12 protein-coding genes and 2 tRNA genes are annotated in these 16,198 nt (G+C 60.2%); 4 read left to right on the plus strand and 10 right to left on the minus strand.

The genetic code is table 11. The features are described 5' to 3' along the window. Positions 1–7 precede the first annotated feature (7 nt). The 6 genes from ftcD to KB554_RS01295 form a co-directional block, all read right to left on the minus strand. Positions 8–1,708: a glutamate formimidoyltransferase gene (gene ftcD, locus KB554_RS01270; RefSeq protein WP_211034724.1), complete on the minus strand. Its 1,701-nt coding sequence runs from the start codon at positions 1,706–1,708 to the stop codon at positions 8–10. Between the two features lie 195 nt (positions 1,709–1,903). Continuing rightward, a complete protein-coding gene (locus KB554_RS01275; protein ID WP_211034725.1) occupies positions 1,904–3,907 on the minus strand; it encodes a TonB-dependent receptor in 2,004 nt (667 codons plus the stop codon). Positions 3,908–4,011: 104 nt separating this feature from the next. Then, positions 4,012–5,301: a cysteate synthase gene (locus tag KB554_RS01280; protein ID WP_141429637.1), complete on the minus strand. Its 1,290-nt coding sequence runs from the start codon at positions 5,299–5,301 to the stop codon at positions 4,012–4,014. Positions 5,302–5,361: 60 nt separating this feature from the next. After that, positions 5,362–6,492: a carboxynorspermidine decarboxylase gene (gene nspC / locus KB554_RS01285; protein ID WP_211034726.1), complete on the minus strand. Its 1,131-nt coding sequence runs from the start codon at positions 6,490–6,492 to the stop codon at positions 5,362–5,364. A 123-nt stretch (positions 6,493–6,615) separates the two neighbouring features. Then, positions 6,616–7,731 (minus strand): OmpA family protein, encoded by a 1,116-nt coding sequence (locus KB554_RS01290; protein ID WP_242116213.1) that lies wholly within the window; start codon positions 7,729–7,731, stop codon positions 6,616–6,618. Positions 7,732–8,067: 336 nt separating this feature from the next. Beyond that, complete coding sequence (locus KB554_RS01295) at positions 8,068–9,258, minus strand: saccharopine dehydrogenase family protein (RefSeq protein WP_141429635.1); 1,191 nt, start codon at positions 9,256–9,258, stop codon at positions 8,068–8,070. Between the two features lie 132 nt (positions 9,259–9,390). On the opposite strand from KB554_RS01295, the gene KB554_RS01300 reads away from it, so the two are divergent. The 3 genes from KB554_RS01300 (at position 9,391) to KB554_RS01310 (ending at position 11,423) form a co-directional block, all read left to right on the plus strand. Then, positions 9,391–9,463, plus strand: a tRNA-Lys gene (locus KB554_RS01300). 52 nt (positions 9,464–9,515) lie between these two features. After that, positions 9,516–9,588, plus strand: a tRNA-Lys gene (locus tag KB554_RS01305). A gap of 599 nt (positions 9,589–10,187) precedes the next feature. Then, positions 10,188–11,423, plus strand: coding sequence for a site-specific integrase (locus KB554_RS01310; protein WP_211034727.1), 1,236 nt, complete (start codon positions 10,188–10,190; stop codon positions 11,421–11,423). Between the two features lie 60 nt (positions 11,424–11,483). Here KB554_RS01310 and KB554_RS01315 read toward each other — a convergent pair whose 3' ends face one another. From KB554_RS01315 to KB554_RS01325, 3 genes are read right to left on the minus strand one after another with little or no spacing between them, the layout of a single operon-like run. Continuing rightward, complete coding sequence (locus KB554_RS01315; RefSeq protein ID WP_211034728.1) at positions 11,484–11,948, minus strand: hypothetical protein; 465 nt, start codon at positions 11,946–11,948, stop codon at positions 11,484–11,486. 1 nt (position 11,949) lies between these two features. Continuing rightward, the gene (locus KB554_RS01320; RefSeq protein ID WP_211034729.1) at positions 11,950–13,461 is read right to left on the minus strand and encodes a hypothetical protein; all 1,512 of its coding nucleotides are present in this window, start codon (positions 13,459–13,461) and stop codon (positions 11,950–11,952) included. Positions 13,462–13,472: 11 nt separating this feature from the next. Beyond that, positions 13,473–14,510 (minus strand): hypothetical protein, encoded by a 1,038-nt coding sequence (locus KB554_RS01325; protein WP_211034730.1) that lies wholly within the window; start codon positions 14,508–14,510, stop codon positions 13,473–13,475. 41 nt (positions 14,511–14,551) lie between these two features. Between KB554_RS01325 and KB554_RS01330 the strand changes: the two genes are divergently transcribed. Next, positions 14,552–14,752: a hypothetical protein gene (locus KB554_RS01330; RefSeq protein WP_211034731.1), complete on the plus strand. Its 201-nt coding sequence runs from the start codon at positions 14,552–14,554 to the stop codon at positions 14,750–14,752. Here the strand turns inward: KB554_RS01330 and KB554_RS01335 are convergent. Continuing rightward, on the minus strand, positions 14,749–16,185 hold the full coding sequence (locus KB554_RS01335) for a hypothetical protein (protein WP_211034732.1): 1,437 nt from the start codon (positions 16,183–16,185) through the stop codon (positions 14,749–14,751). The genes KB554_RS01330 and KB554_RS01335 overlap by 4 nt on opposite strands. Between the last annotated feature and the right edge of the window lie 13 nt (positions 16,186–16,198).

Consider the following 16,198-nt stretch of genomic DNA (forward strand, 5'->3'; position numbering starts at 1 on the left):
CGTTCCGCTATTTTATCTTCTCTTCCACGATTCGCAGCACTTCGGCCTCGGCCTCCACGGCTTCGGCGGCCAGCGCCTCAGCTTCGGCCACGAGGGCGTCGGCCTTCGCACGGTCCTTCAGACCGGCGGCGTTGATTTTCACGTTGAGACAGGCCCCGAGCACCGCGCTGCGCGCCGCAAGTGCGCCCACGCCGGCATCCGAGACCGAATTGGGATTGCCCTCCGAGGCCATCGCCCGGACGACGGGGAAGACCTTCGCGGCAGCCTTCATCGTCCGCAGCGGGACCTCCGTGGCATAGAGCGTCGCCTCCTGCAGGGCCGCACTGCGCGCCGCCCGCTCCTCGTCGGTCGATTTGGGCATCGAGAAGACGGCCATGATGCGGTTGAAAGCCGCCGTGTCCTCGTCCACCAGATGCAGCAGCTCCCGCAGCAACGCCTGTCCCCGGTCGGCCCAGTCGGAGAACTCTTCCCAGCGGTCGTCCCACCCCGCCTTGTGCGACGAGAGGTTGGCGACCATCGTGCCGAGCGCAGCGCCCAGCGCTCCCATATAGGCCGCGATCGAGCCGCCTCCGGGAGCCGGGGATTCGCTCGCCGTTTCATCGGCGAATCCATTACAGGTCATGTCGATAAGCCGCTTCTGCTTATCCTCCGCTTCAAGCAGGTATTCGATCACCTTCTCCTCGGGGCGGAAGGGCTTCAGATCGTCCAGTCCCATCGACTTGACGGCGATGCGGACGATCTCCTCCTCGGCGATACCCGTCGAACGGCGCTGTTTGCGCAGGAAGTGGCGTCCCGCCTCGACAAGCGCCCGCTTGGGCACGAGACCCACGATCTCCGTGCCGGTGACGCGCACCCCGCGGGCGTCGGCCTTGCGGCACACCTCGTCGAAGGCGACATGCAGGGGCGTCACGGCGATATCGGTCAGATTCATCGAGACCTGCGCGATGCCGTACTCCTCGATATACCACCCGATGGCCTTCGTGGCGCGGAGCGTGCCGGGCCGCATGACGGGGTTGCCGTCGGCATCCTTCACGATTTCACCCGTGACGGGATTTCCCTCGCGCACCGGCCGCCCCTTCTCGCGCACGTCGAAAGCGATGGCGTTGGCGCGCCGTGTGGAGGTGGTGTTGAGATTGAAATTGACGGCAATCAGGAAATCGCGGGCCCCGACCGTCGTGGCTCCCGTACGGGCCACCCCTTCGTCGAAGGGACGCGCCCCGAAATCGGGGGCCGTCTCCGCGTGCGCCAGCTTCTCGGGCAGCGCCTCGTACTCCCCGGCGCGGCAGACGGCCAGGTTCCGCCGCTCGGGCCGCAGAGCCGAAGCCTCGTAGCAATAGGTCGGAATCCGCAGCTCGCAGGCGATGCGTTCGGCCAGCCGGCGCGCCAGCGCGGCGCACTCCTCGAGCGTGATGCCCGAAACGGGAATGAGCGGCAGGACGTCGGTGGCCCCCATGCGGGGGTGCGCCCCTTTGTGGCGGCGCATGTCGATCAGTTCGGACGCCCGTTTCACCCCGGAGAAAGCCGCCTCGACGACCTCCTCGGGCGCGCCGACGAAGGTGACGACCGTGCGGTTCGTCGCTTCGCCCGGATCGACGTCCAGGACCTTCACGCCGCCCGCCCCCTCGATCGCTTCGACGATCCGGCGGATCACCTCCTTGTCGCGTCCCTCGCTGAAATTGGGGACGCACTCCACGATTCGCTTTTCCATATCGTATGCAGTTTTCGGATTCTCTGCTTCAAATATAACGAATTTCCGGAACAATTCCGATAAAATCGTAACGAAAAAAGCGTCCGGGGCAAAAAAACAGAAAGTCCGGACCCGAAGGTCCGGACCGGGAAACGCAGCCGGAAGCTCCGGATCAGCGGCGCCGGAGAGGCCGCCTTCCGGAGCGGACGGAGACGCCTACCGTCCGAAGGTCAGCACCACGCCCGCCGTACACCAGAAGCCCGGCAGCGGGATACCTCCCAGATCGCAGTAGCGCGTGTCGGTGAGGTTCGTCGCATCGACATAGAGGCGGCAGACCCCCTTCTCCCATTGCAGACGTCCGTCGAGCAGGAAATAGGGTTCGTAACCGCGCGTCTCCGTCCGGGAGGAGTCTCCTGCGACGGGATAGGCCGTATAGTCGCCGTTGCGGTCGAAGAGCGAACCCGTGAGCGCGAACGACATGCGCCGCAGGAAGCGGAATTCGACCCCGAGCGCCGCCTTGTGGCGCATGAAGTCCATGGCGCTCCTGGCCACGATGTCGGCATTACGGTCGGTGGTGACGTATCCGTAGGAGACCCTCACGCGGCGCAGAAATCCTTCCTGCACCGTGTAGCTTCCCGAGAACTCGATCCCGAAGGTGTTCAGACGGCTCGTCTGCTCCGAATGCCACTTGCCGCGCCATGCCTCGGGATTTTCGGGCACATCGTCGTACCACACCCAGTCGATGATGTCGCGGCCGGCCCGGTAGTAGGCATCGGCCGAAGCGCTCCAGCAGCCCCGGGAATACCCCGCCCCGAGGCGGACGGTGACGGCCCGTTCGGGCCGCAGGCCGAGGTTATTGACCTGTGCCGGGGAGGTATAGTAGAGATCCGTGAAGGTCGGCAGGCGCATCGACTGCGCCGCACCGGCCTCCACGCGCCACGCCTCGGAGGGACGCCAGCCGCCCGAGAGGCTCCAGAGAGCCGCCCTGCCGTAGGGCGTGAAACTCGCCCCGGCCGACGCCGCGGCGTCGAAACGCCGCCAGTGTTTCTCGTGCCGCAGCCAAAGGTTGCCCGTATGGCGCGCGTCGGCATGGGTGTAACGGCCGTGCGGCGTGTCGAGCTTCTCGCCGAGGTTCGTGCTGAAGATATGGTTGTAGGCGTAGTCACCGCCCAGCGACGTCGTGCCTGCCGCCCAACCGAAATCGCTCCAGACTCGCGCACCGACATTGTCCGTATTGTGCCGGTTCATCGCCGTCCCGCGTGTCCAGTCGTAGCGGTCGAAATTCTTCCGGTAGCTCGCCGAGGCGCCGAACGAGAAGCGGCCCGCGCTCCTGAGCCACCGGAGCGACGCGAGCGCCGTCGCGGTGTGTTCCCACTGGTCGGGATTGTAGGCCGCATAGAATCCGTTGGACCCGAAATCCCGGTCCTGGTATCCGGCCTGGAAATCGAACAGTCCGGCACGGGGAGCCTCGCAGACGGCCCGCACGTAGGCATTGCAATTGGAAAAGTCCGTATTGTGCCGGTAACCGTCGCTGCGGCGGAAGGAAGCCGCGCCGAGCACCGAGAGGCGTCCCTCGGTGACGGCTCCCGAAAGGTTGGCATAGGCATAGCCGTACTGTCCGCCCGCACCCTCGAAGCGCAGGTAGGTCGGCCGCAGCGGCGCCGTGCGGACGTTCACCGCCCCGGCGAAGGCCCCGACGCCCGGCAGGCCGTCGAGCAGCTCCACCGACGAGATGCAGTCGAGATCGACCGGCAGCGCGTGGGACTGGTGCCCCGTGCGGGCATCCGTGAAATCAATACCGTTGAGAAGGACCATCGTCTGGTCGAAAGAGCCTCCGCGGACGGAGATGTCGGCCTGCGCTCCCTTGCCTCCGCGTTCGCGGATATCGACCGAAGGCGCGAGGCGCAGAGCGGCCTCCAGCGTCTGGACGGGCTCCGCGGCGAAAGCTTTCCGGTCGAAAAGCGGGGTGTGCGACCGGGCGTTCCGCACGGGAGCCGTCTGGGTTCCCGTGACGCCGACTTCACGAATCCGCAACGTCCTGAGGACGGCGGTCGTGTCGGCGTTGTGCGCGGATGCGCCCCGTGTCGCGAGCAGCAGGATCGACATTCCGGCGGCGAGGACTCCGATCTTCACGTAGCGGTGCAGGCTCGCAAAGACCGACCAGCCCTTGCGGCTCCAACGCTTGAAGCAGGGAATCCGCTTCTGCAGAATGTGTTCCATGTTGTCGTTTTGTTTGGGTTGATAAAATAAAAATCCGGCGGTCCGGACCGGGCCGGCTGCACGCCCCCGGTTCGAACCGCCGCAAAGGTAAGCAATTTTTCGGATCAGAACAGCGCCTCGACCTTCGACACCACGTCGTCGGCATCGGGATCGAGCGGAAAGACCAGGCTCGGCTTGAGATACCACAGCTCCTTGCCCTCCTTGAAGTGTTCCTCGCCGCCGCCCGTGATGTTGAGCATGATCGTGGCGTCCCGCTCGACCCTGCCGGCGGCCACGGCGTTGATGAGCGACGCCGTGGCGACGCCCGCCGCCGAATAGATATCGACCCCTTCGGTCTCCCTGAAGAGCTTGCGGGCCTTGCGGGCCATGGCGTTCGTCGCCACGAAAATATCGCCGCCCGTGGCTTTCAGCGCGTCGTACAGACCGCCGGCCAGCCCGTAAGGCGGATGGCGGTTCGACAGCACCTTGGCGTCGATGATCTCCGCATCGCGGCGTGCCTTGTCCTCGTCATAGGGCAGCATCGCGCGCGAATCGGCCTGCCAGGCGTCGTACATGGGAACGAACGGCGCGTTCTGCGACACCATCAGCTTCATGGTGTTCTGCCCGAAACGGCCGTCCGCGACGAGGCGCTGATTGGCCTCCCACGCCGCGATGGCGCCCGTACCGCTGCCCACGGCCTGAAAATAGTAGTCGGGGATGCGGCCGATCGCCGTCACGGCCGACAGCACCGTGCAGGCCATGCCGTCGCGCCGGGCGATGTTTTTCGCGCCGCCCTCGGCATAGAACCCGGGACCTTTGAGCGCGAGATCGCTCAGGTAAATGGCATCGAAATAGTCGCCGCCCGCGGCGCAGCAGATCAGCTTGACACAGGGGTTCAGCGGCTCCTCGAACCAAAGCGCGCCGATATTGTCGTAGGGAACCGACAGCAGCAGGCGGATGCCGTTGTCCGAGCAGACCTTGGCGAAGGCACGGGCCGTATTTCCGGCCGACGCCACCACCAGCACGCGCTGTTCGTCCGCCGCGGCGCGGCCGCAGACCGAATAGGCTTCGGTCTCCTTGAACGAGCAGGTGGTCATCGTGGCGCCGATGGCCGGATAGTAGCCGTTGAACGTGATCCAGAGGTTCTCCAGCCCGAGCCGCTCGGCCAAACCCCGGCTCTTGTAGGTCACGGGAGCCGAGGAGCCCTTGAGCATCCGCCGCACGGGCATCCAGTCGGCGAAGCGGTAGAGCCCCCACTCGGCGGGTTTCACGTCGATCTGCCGCTTGGCATAGCGCGCCCGCACGAGCGACGGCGTCTTGCACTGCGGATCGGACAGGACCCAGCCCGTGTCTTCGAACTCGCGTCCCGTGGCGACACATTCGAGGGTGTAGGAAGTAGGTGTGAAATTTTCCATGTATGGGTTATTATGGCTTGTTTGCATTGGCTTGTTTTCCGGCGCGCTCCCGGGCGGAGCTCACGACATGCGGCTTTTGAAATCCTCGTAGCCGAACTCCCGGACGGTCTCCACGCTGCCGTCGCGCCGCGCGATGAGAATCGCGGGGTGCTGCACGCCGTTGAACATCGTCGTCTTGACCATCGTATAATGGATCATGTCCTCGAAAACGATGCGGTCGCCGACCTGCGGCGCACGGTCGAAGGCCCAGTCGCCGCAGTAGTCCCCCGCCAGGCAGCTCGTGCCACCCATGCGCCAGCGCGTCTCTCCCTCGGCGGGATCGTGCGCCCCGACGATGGCCGGCTTGTAGGGCATTTCGAGGCAGTCGGGCATGTGGCAGGCGAACGACACGTCGAGCATCGCCGTATGCACGCCGCCGTTCGTCACGATGTCCTCCACCGTGGAGACCAGATAGCCCGTGCGCCAGGTGAAGGCGCTGCCCGGTTCGAGAATCAGCCGCAGGTGCGGATGACGCGAACGGAATTCGCGGAGCAGGGCGATCAGCTCGTCGCAGTCGTATTCGGCATGGGTCATCAGGTGGCCGCCGCCCATGTTGAGCCACGCGACGCGGTCGAGCAGACGGCCGAAGCGCCGTTCGACGGCCTCGAGCGCCAGCCGCAGGTGCGCGGGACGCGATTCGCACAGGACATGGAAATGCAGTCCTTCGATGCCCGCGGGCAACTCGCGCAGCTCGCCGGCCGTGACGCCCAGCCGCGAACCGGGAACGCAGGGGTTGTAGAGGTCCGTCCCGACGGGCGAATACTCCGGGTTGATCCTCAGTCCGCACGAAATGCCGCGGATGAGCGCCCGCTGTCCGAAACGCTCGAACTGCGCCACGGAATTGAACGTGATGTGGTCGCTGCAACGCAGTATCTCGTCGATGTTGCGATCCGTATAGACGGGTGCGTAGGTATGGGCCGGACGGCCGAATTCTTCGAAAACCAGACGCGCTTCGGCGGCCGAAGAGGCCGTGGCGCCGTCGGAGTGCCGGGCCAGCTCGGGAAAGATGCTCCACATGGCGCAGGCCTTCAGCGCGACGATCACCTCGGCGCCCGACTCGCGGCGCACGCGGTCGATCACGGCCAGGTTCGCGTCCAGCAGCCGCTCGTCGAGAACATAGCACGGCGAAGGCATTGTCAGAAAGTCGATCATCGAAAGGCGTTTCTCTAAAAAACGGACAAAATTAGCAAATTCCCGGGGAACAGTCCATGCCGTCCCCCGGGAATTTCCGATAAATAGGTATTTATACTTACCTGCCCGGCGTACCGGAACGGATCACTGCGCCACGCAGACGCTCACGCGGTTTTCGGCCGCCGTGGCGAACGGCTGCTCCGAATCGCCCTTGTAATCGACCCGGATACGGTCCGCCGCGATTCCGGCCTGTTGCAGAGCCTCCGACACACCCGCGGCGCGCAGCATCGACAGTTGCAGGTTGCGGGCCTTGCCGCCCGTGGCCGCATCCGCATAGCCCGTCACGGAGACCGTCGTCTCCGGATGCGCCCTGAGATAATCGGCCAGCGCCTCCACCTTCGGCCGCTCCGCCGCCCGAATCTCGGACGATCCGATCCGGAAGAAGATATCCTCGCGCAGCGGAACGGGTTTCTCCGCGACGGGAACCGGAGCCGGAGCGGGAGCTGGTTCGGGCCGGGGCTCCGGAGCGGGCTGCTCGGGGGCGGGCTCCGCCGGAGCGGCGGGAGCCACGGGTGCGGGCGGAACCGCGGCGGCCTTTTTCCGATAGGTCTTTCCGAAGCGGAAGGTCAGTCCCGCCAGCGCGTTGAACTGCCAATCCACATTTCCCGCTTTCTTCGAGTTGAACTTATCGGAGAGCATGTCGGCATTCACCTCCACGCCCAGCAGCACGCAGTCCGAAAGCCGGAAATTCAATCCCGCACCCAGGCGTCCCGCCACGAAAACCTTGCCGCCGGACCAGACGTTCTCCATCGCGTATCCCTTGTCGCAGATCGCGTTGGCCTCGTCGTTGTCGAACGCCCCGCTGACCCCGACACCCGCGAACAGGTAGGGATTGACCGTCCGGACGGGGTTGAAACGCCCGAACAGATTCGCCAGATCGAGCATGGCCTCGACATTCCCCTGCAAGTAATTGAACTTGTAGTGCATTTCGGGCGAAACCCAGGCCCCTTTGGCCTGCCATCCGCCGAGGCCGAAACGCAGCCCCCACACGGGCGAGAACCGATAGCCGGCCGAAAGAGCCGCCGCGGGCGACAGCAGATCGCCGAATCCCGTCTCGCCGAGCGTGTAGGCAGCACCCGCCTGCACCTGCATAAACCAATGCCTGTTGAATTCGGTCTTTTCTTTGTCCTTCGCCCCGACGGCGAAGAGCGGCGTCGCACACATCATCAGCGCACCGACCGCACATAGGATACGTTTCATCGTCTTGTCGTTTAATTACCCCCGCCTGTCCGGGAGCGGTTACACGATTCAAAGATACGAAAAATGTATCATATATGATAATAATACAGGCGAATTATCGCTCTTTCGCCCGGAAAAGGTCCCCACAGCGGGAGGCCTGCCCGAAGAAACGGCTTCGGTCCCCCGCACGCAGGAGCCCCTGCCCTACCCGAAGAAGGCCCGGGAGGTCCGAAAACCGGAAATACGGTGCGGAGCACCCCGCCCTGTCGCTCAGCCGCCCCTCAAAACGCGCGGAGCGGGCGGCTGCTTCCGCAACCGTCCACTCCGTACCGCGGCGAAGGCCGGAAAGCCCCGCCGTCAGACTTCGATATCCACGTCGAACAGTTCGTGCCACGGCAGTCCCTGCGGACCGAGTTCGGCCAGGAACGGATCGGGATCGAACTCCTCGACGTTGAACACGCCGGCTCCTCGCCACAGGCCCTTGGCCCACATCGAAGCGCCGAGCGCCGCCGGGACGCCCGTCGTGAAGCTCACGGCCTGCGTACCGGTCTCGCGGAAAGCCTGCTCGTGGTCGCAGTTGTTGTAAATGTAATAGGTACGCTCCTTACCGTCCTTCACACCCCGGATGCGGCAGCCGATCGAGGTTTGGCCGTGGTAGTTGGCGCCCAGCGACTTGGGGTCCGGAAGCACGGCCTTGAGGAACTGGATCGGAACGATCTCCACGCCGTTGTAGATGATCGGGTCGATACGCGCCATGCCGATATTCTGGATCACGCGCAAGTGCGTGAGGTACTCCTGCCCGAAGGTCATCCAGAACCGGGCGCGCCGGATCGTCGGATAATTCTTCACGAGCGACTCCAGCTCCTCGTGGTAGATGACGTACGACTCGCGTTCGCCGATGCCGGGATAGTGCAGCGGCCGGTGGATTTCGTGCGGCTCGGTCACCACCCACTGCCCGTTCTCGTAGTAGCGGCCCTTCTGCGTCACCTCGCGGATATTGATTTCGGGGTTGAAGTTCGTGGCGAACGCCATGCCGTGATTGCCGGCGTTGCAGTCCACGATGTCGAGGTAATGGATCTCGTCGAAATGGTGCTTGGCGGCATAGGCCGTGAAGACGGCCGTCACGCCCGGATCGAAGCCGCAGCCGAGGATCGCCGTGAGACCCGCGGCCTTGAAGCGGTCCTGATAGGCCCATTGCCACGAATATTCGAAATGCGCCTCGTCGCGCGGCTCGTAGTTGGCCGTATCGAGGTAATTGCAGCCGCATTCGAGGCAGGCGTCCATGATCGTGAGGTCCTGATACGGCAGGGCCACATTGACCACGATGTCGGGTTTGAACGCCCGGAACAGCTCGCACAGCTGGGCGACGTTGTCGGCATCGACCTCGGCGGTCTTCACCCGGTCACCGCCGATGGCGGCCGCCACGGCGTCGCATTTGGACTTGGTACGGCTGGCCAGCATGACGTCCGTGAAGACGGGATCGGCGGCGATTTTCTGCGTCACCACCGTACCGACGCCTCCGGCTCCGATAATTAGCGCTTTACACATAGGAATATTCGTTTTTACAGAGTTAAAAATTCATTTTAGCGAATACAAAAATACCGTTTTATTTTGGTAAAACAAAAATAATCCATACATTTGCACCACCAAAACGGAAAGCATTTTCCTTTGGCCGACGGAGAATCCGTAGCTCAGCAGGTAGAGCACAACACTTTTAATGTTGGGGTCCTGGGTTCGAGCCCCAGCGGGATCACTGAAAGTCAGGCGACTGACTTTGATCCTGCGAATATCGAACCTACGAAAACGATCTCCTAGCTCAGCTGGTAGAGCACAACACTTTTAATGTTGGGGTCGTGGGTTCGAGCCCCACGGGGATCACAAGACAAGGCTAACAGCCTAATGAAGAAGCGGTTGAAAGACCGCTTCTTTCGTATTCGCACCTCTGCATATCGGCCTCCGGCGACATTCGAAGCCCGAATCAGCATCCCTCCTTTTTCTTTCTTCTCCCCCGCTATCCGTACCCTCCGACTACGACAAAACAGATCACCGAAAGACGGCCTGCGACAGCCCCAGCGTAACCTAATTGTAACCGCCCTACGACACCCTGCGACAATAGGTTACGAATTGGAACGCATTTCTTTGTATTTCAAATCATTACATTTTGTAAACGGCTAAATTATTGGCAATCTTCCGGTTACACAGTCTCTATTTTCTGCCGCAAAAATCCGGATCCCGATAAATCTCGCATAAACCTTTGATTTACTGCTCGAAAGACTTGCGTGTTCCAAAGAGTAAGGTTATGTTTGTCGTGTAAACAACACATTCAGAGTGTGTTATAACAATCCACCGAAGCGATGTCGCGGTTTTACGCACGGAGTGTCGCAGTTTGCCGCAGGGCAACAGGCGGTCGGCAGCACGAAAGCCGGTAGATTTGCAGAAAAGAGCGAAACATACATATTTATTTAACACATACGGTTATGACAAACAAAAGCACATTTTCGATCCTTTTCGTCGCGCAGAAAGGGAAGCTGAAGGCCAACGGCAAAGCGCCGATTCTGGCAAGGGTTACGGTAAACGGCGAGATGGTGCATCTGGCCACCCGCGTTGACGTCGATCCCGACCGCTGGCTCGGCAAGGAGTGCCGGACACCGGGCAGAAGCGCCGAGGACAAGTACATCAACGAGATGCTCGACAACTACCGGAACGTGATCAAGAACAAGTACAACGAACTCTTTTTCCGCGGCGAAGCGATTACGGCCATGCGCCTGAAGAGCATCCTTACCTCCCGCAGCGATGAGGCCAAGCGGCTGCTGGTACTCTTCGACGAGTTCAACGAGGATTACAGGGCACTCGTAGGCAAGGAGACCACCCACAAGACCTACACCCGTTATCTGCTCACCCGGCGCCGGCTGGCCGAGTTCATGGCGGCGAAATACAAAATCAGGGATATTCTTCTCTCGGACATCAACACGAAATTCATCAACGATTTCTACATCTACCTGCGCACGGTAGACGGCAAGAACGGACACAACTACCACATGAAGATGATCCAGCGCTTGAGGACGGTTTTCAAAACGGCGAAGGACAACGGCTGGGTTACTGCGGATCCGTTCGGCGGATTCAAAATCTCGATGGAGGAGACGCACCGCGAGCATCTGACCATAGACGAGCTTGGGGTGCTCGTGTCGAAAGAGATGACCTCGGAGCGGTTGCAGCGGGTAAAGGATATCTTCGTTTTCAGTTGTTTTACGGGTCTTGCCTACACCGACGTGCGGGGACTGAAAAAGTCGGAAGTGGTTATGGGCAACGACGGCCGGCTGTGGATCGACACCCGACGTGACAAGACGAAAGTCGCGGTCTATGTTCCCCTGCTCGATATTCCGCGAGCGATACTGGAGAAGTATGCCGACCAAACCTCTCACGACCGGCTACTTTCGATTCCGGCCAATCAAAAGGTCAACGACTACCTCAAAGAGATCGCGGCCATTTGCGGAATCGACAAGAATTTGACCTTTCACATCGCGCGGCACACCTTCGCCACGACCGTGACGCTCGAAAACGGCGTGGCCCTCGAAACCGTACAGAAGATGCTCGGCCATAAAAATATCCGCACCACACAGGTTTACGCGAAGATGACCAAACGCAGAATCGGTATGGAGATGGAAAGTTTGGCCGGCGTTCTCGACAAAGGTCTGCAACCGGCCATCGAATAAGCTCACTCAGACAATTTAAAGCAAAGCCGCAATCTTGTTCGATTGCGGCTTTGCTATCCGTCAATCTACCGTGCCTCCGGAGTGCCACGGCGGAGTCGGCGTAGGATCGACGGGTTCTTCCAGCGAGAGCAGTGTCTCCAGCTCCCGGATTCGGATTCGCTGCTGTTCGCGTGAGGTATGCAGCTCTTCGATATCATAGACTGCTGGCACACCGGCAAGAGCGTATTCGTAAGACTTGATGATCTGGTAATCCGTAGCCGTCAGCTCCGCTTTCAGCCGCTCGATCTCGGCCTCGACTTTTTCGGGGCTGTTCTCTTCAACTTTCCATTCGAGCACAATCCTCTCTCCCGTATCGCGGTAAACGGGGACGGCAGCTTGAAATTCCTCGGCTTGCGGCTGCGAAGCACTTTCGTCGTAAGGCTTGAAACCATCGGACAAAAGCTGGGCGATCAGGTCGGCATTCTCTTCCGAAGCGCAGGTGGTAACGAGTACCCCATTTTCTAACTTCGCATAAAGGGTCGTCATATCAGTTCGCAAAATATTTGTTCATGATAACCACGATGAAAGTAAATCCACAGTCGTTGGTCGAAGCATCGTCCGCAGTCCATACATCGAAATAGGAGGATGTACGTGCCATCGTACAGGCATACGCTCCATGACTGCCGCTCGAATGCGGGCCGTCCGGCATAATAAGGACGCTGTAATCGTAGGCTCCGAGCAGATAGGACGTTTTGGAGAAACTGATGCGATAGCGCCCTTCTCCTGTCCTGCTTGAGGTGAGATAACCACCCATGTGGGAGATAACCCAACTGCGAAGCAAGGAGCCCGTAGCACTGACTTTGCCGGCGCAGGTTACGCCGCACAGCACGTTGTTCGATCGCAGCTCGGTATAGTCTCCGCCGATGAACATGCCGCCCGACTGGATGAAGATACCGTGCAGGCGGTCGGAGTTCGCAGCAGTTCCCTGCGTGCCGCTGACGTCGATATACAGCCCGCACTTGTACTTGGTCGTACTGGTGTTCGTGTAGGTCTGCAAAATGCAGTTCTGCGCGATGGTCTCCGGCTGTCCGATGGGCAGGACAGGAACGGAGATGCCGCTTCCCTCGCTGCTATTCTGAAGAATTCCCTTGAAGATGGAGATGTCGGTGGCCGGCTGCTTGATCTGAAATCCCGCTCCTTGTCCCATATATACCGCATCGTTCGTGGTCTTGATCTCCAGCACGGGCGTCGATTGCGACGGCATATAAAACGCCATAGAATTCTTTGCCTGCGTGATCTCCACCCGCTGTCCGGAGGTCGCCGTGCGGAGATTCTTCACACCGAGATTGTCGATATAGGCAAGCTGGGCCAGCAGCAAGTCGGTAGCGACCGAAGTGAACTGCGCCCCGAACGATTCCCAGTTGGCGCTGTTCCATGCAGCGGAAACGCCGTTCGACCCTTTGTAAATGTAGTAGGTAGAACCGTATTTGACCACATCGCGCCGGAGCGTATTGTTGTAATAGAGGGTCGAGGCGCTGAACGCACCGCGGTAGACGATTCCCGGCCCGGCGGTTCCCGCCGAGCCCGTATCCCCTTTATCACCCTTGTCTCCTTTGTCCCCCTTGTCGCCTTTATCTCCGGGATCGCCCTTGTCGCCCGTCCATTTAGCCCATGTATAGGAGGCATATCCTATCGGAGCCGTAGTCGAAGTCGTAACGGCGATGCCGATGAAGGTATTGGGCGTGGTGGTCATCGGGTTGCCATTGGAGTTGGCCGAATAGCGGATATGGATATAGGACGACGTGCCGGGTACACCATTGCTGCCCGCTGCACCCGTCAGCCGCGACCACGCATAGTCGGCATAGCTCGTCGGAGCCGTGGCCGAGGTGGTAACGGCAATGCCGATATAGGTGTTCGGAGTCGTCGTCATCGGATTGCCGTTCGCGTTGGTCGAATAGCGGATGTGCAGGAACGACGACGTGCCGGGAGTACCGGGTTTCCCCGGCTCGCCCTGCTCCGCGATATGGATGGTGATTTGTCCCCGTCCGATTAGTGCCATACGATGTGTCTCTATTTTTCGATTTCTACGGTAAAGGTTGCCGCCACGGATACTTCACCTCGCGTGACGGTGATCGACCGGCCGGTCTTGATGCCTGCCGATCCCCACGTCGTATCCAGCACGCCGTTTTTGTCGAACTTGCGCCAGCGGCAGGTAGCTCCCGTAAAGAAGGTGTCGGAGAGCAACGCTCCGTTCTGCCACACCTGCGCCGTAAGGGTCGTCTGCGTCAGGCCGGAGGTGAGTGTCGTACCCTGCGGCGTGGTAATCTCCACCTGATACGGATCGGACATATCGGCGAAGGAGATGATGTCGGAGACGGTCGTATTGTACGTTCCGCTCGACGGATCGGTATCCTTGATCTCGCACTTGAACGACTCGAAGTTCAGCACGGCCGACTCGGGAATCGTGATTTCGTTGGTCGTATAGCCTGTGACACCTCCGGCATTGGCCGAGGTGATCTCCGTCCACACTCCGCTGCCGAGCTTATACCACTTGTAGCTCACGTTCGTAGAGTCGATGGTCGAACCGCGCCACATATCGCAATGGGCCGTCAGCTTGGCCGCAGCGCCGTTCTTGAAGACCGTCCCGTTCGGAGCATAGGCGATGGCGCAGACGAGCTGTCCTGCATTCTCGGTCTTGGCATACGAGATAGATGTTTTCGCCTTCGTTTCGGCCGTGGTATCCGGATCGACATACGTTACCTCGCACTCGACGTGCATCTGTGCATAGGAGGCCATGTTGTTTTTGATCGTCAATGCATAGGGCGCAGCGGTCGCTGCCGTAGCTCCATAGGTGGCAAGGTTGGCCGAGCCGTTGATCTTCCATGTCGGAGGCCCTTTCAGGCGGGAGACCTGATTGGTCGGGACTCCCGTAACGTAGACCTCCGGCGTGATGACCAAAAAGGGACTCGCGCTCCAGTTCGGCGAGTAGGTGCTGTTCTTCTTGTTGTAGATCTGCGTGAGCGCGACATTCGAACCCAAATACAGGTTGATCGACTTGCCGTCCGACAAATCGACGATCGTAATCTGACCTCGTGAAATGACTGCCATGAGTTTATTTCTTATTTTTGTAAAAATTAAATCTTTATAGTATGACTTTACACGATGCTATTACCTACGTCATTGAGCGGGAAGGCCGAAGCCTCACCGTTCAGGAGATCACGGAGCGGATCAATGCAGATAAATTATACCGTCGAAAAAAGGATGACAAACCTCTCGAACCGAAGCAGGTGATGCTCCGTTTAGGAAACAACCTCGATAAATTCACAGTTTCCATCTCGTTGAACAATTAAGAAATATTCACTTCGCAATTGAACACCGCACGGCGGTAAACGTCGGCGCTGGTGACGGTGATTTGATTGCCGACAGCCGTATGCATTTCGTTCCACACCTTGTCGCCGTCGGGATTGTCCGACAGGCGCGTCCAGTTGAACGCATTATAGGGAACCTGTGCGGTGATATCGTGCGAACCTTTGAAGACGGTGGCCGTGAGGATCGTCACCATCTCGCCGTTTAGAAACTGATTGCCGTTGGAGGATTCGACGGTCACGATGTAAGCGGCGTCACCGTTACGGACTTTTGCGACCGTAATCAGGTCATAATAGACGCCCGCCACGATGTAACGCAGCGTAAGCGTCGAGCGGCCGCGCCATATCTCGGCATCGGGCGTCAGCGTATAGGTCAGCGCATGCTGCGTGTCGATGGTCACCCACTCCGAACCGTCCTTGTATTGCCACAGCCGGTTGCCCGGTGCCGAGGTGAAGCCCTGCTCTTTGGCGGTGATGACGATCATATCGGGCGAGACCTTGTCCGTCTCGTCGTAGTGGAAAACCTGTTCGCCGGAAACCGAAACGGCTCCGACCACCCAATCCTCGCCCGTCTGCGGATCGTGCTGCACGAGCCGTCCGCAGACGTAGGCATTTTCCAGCAATGCTCCGTAACCCTCCAACTGTCCGAAAACGGGATGAGCGATCTCCGAGAGGTCGCCAAGCTGCACCTTGATATTCCGCACATCGATTCGCTCGTCCGTAACACCGTCGCTCACACGGATAAACTTCCGCAGGCCGTCCATATAGACCGAGCCTTGCCGATGCGCATCCGACTTGTTGCCCTGACGGGCGAGGGTCATAAAACGCTGCGGCGGGATATTGTTCAGGGGAATGCAATAAAAGTGCGTCCGGTCGATAACGCCTGTTACCTCGAAAAAGGCCGTGCGAAAGCTGGAAGGATTGTCCTCGTCGTTCTCCGTATAGAAGATGCCGCGTAGGATATCCTTGAATTGGAAGTTGATCGTCGCCTCGTCCTCGTCGGACTTGAGTGTTACGAGATAGATGCCGTCGTCGCCCTCGGCTACGTCGTCCACCGTGCCTCCGTCGGTCACCCAAAATTCGTTGCCGGTGGCTGTGATACGATTGTATTTGAGTTCCGGCACTTCGAGGTATTCGTCCACACGCAGGTTGCGGACATGCGTATCGCCCTCGACGCGCAGATCGCCCGTCATCGTGCCGCCCGTTTTGTCGAGTTTCTTCTCCAGCTCACCCGGAAGTCCCGTGACCTCTTCGATACTGTGGGTGTGCTTGGGAGTGCCAATGGCCGCTTTCATCTCCCGGCCCGACAGCCGGAGCGTCGTATCGGGGTTCGTGCTATCCACCGCAAACTGGAAATCGTCGAACCGCTCGATGATACCTTGGGCATCCTGCAAATCCTTGATCCGTACTCCTGCCATAAAATTCCATCTC

The organism is Alistipes sp. Marseille-P2263 (assembly GCF_018101075.1).
Taxonomy (GTDB): domain Bacteria; phylum Bacteroidota; class Bacteroidia; order Bacteroidales; family Rikenellaceae; genus Alistipes; species Alistipes dispar.